The 643-nt window shown below is 60.0% G+C and carries 1 protein-coding gene; it reads left to right on the top strand.

Going from position 1 to position 643, the window contains the following annotated elements; all coding sequences use genetic code 11:
• Positions 1-536 (top strand): ABC transporter ATP-binding protein (locus WH277_RS02370; RefSeq protein ID WP_339504191.1); only part of this gene is annotated, 536 nt, incomplete at its 5' end.
• Positions 537-643: the final 107 nt, after the last annotated feature.

The raw sequence follows: 643 nt of genomic DNA, 5'->3' as shown, positions 1-643 counted from the left end.
ACCCGGTAGCCCCGGAAGGCATTAACGTGCGCCAGCTGGTGAGCCTGGGGCGTTACCCCTGGCAGAACTGGTTGCAGCAGTGGTCAGCCCGGGATGAAGACGAGGTTAATGCTGCTCTGCACGCTACCCATGTTGCAGGGCTTGCCGATCGTCCGGTTGAGGCGCTGTCGGGTGGGCAGCGTCAGCGGGTGTGGATTGCCATGACGCTGGCGCAGGGCACCGATATTCTGCTGCTGGATGAGCCGACGACCTTTCTTGATGTTGCCCACCAGATTGAGGTGCTGGATCTGCTGCGTGACCTGAATCGCCAGCAGAATAAAACCATTGTGATGGTACTCCACGACCTCAATCTGGCCTGTCGTTATGCCGACCATCTGGTCGCTGTGCATCAGCGCGGCGTGGTGGCGGCAGGGGCGCCGCAGGCGATCCTCAGTGAAGCGTTGGTAAAAACCGTGTTTGACCTGAACTGCCGCATTATCGATGACCCATTCTACGGTACACCGCTGGTGATCCCGCTCAGTAAAGAACACGGCTAGCGGGGGCACGCCTGCACGCAGCGTTGCAATGCGCCGCTGCAGCCGCTGTTTTTATCCCGATCGCAGCGGCTGTTCTGCACATAGCAGCTTTGCTGGCAGGCGCCATT

The sequence above is a fragment of the Erwinia sp. MYb416 genome (assembly GCF_037479575.1).
In the GTDB taxonomy this organism is placed as follows: Bacteria; Pseudomonadota; Gammaproteobacteria; order Enterobacterales; family Enterobacteriaceae; genus Erwinia; species Erwinia rhapontici.
The sequence above is the reverse complement of the archived record's forward strand: the minus strand, read 5'-3'. Positions and strand labels throughout refer to the sequence as shown.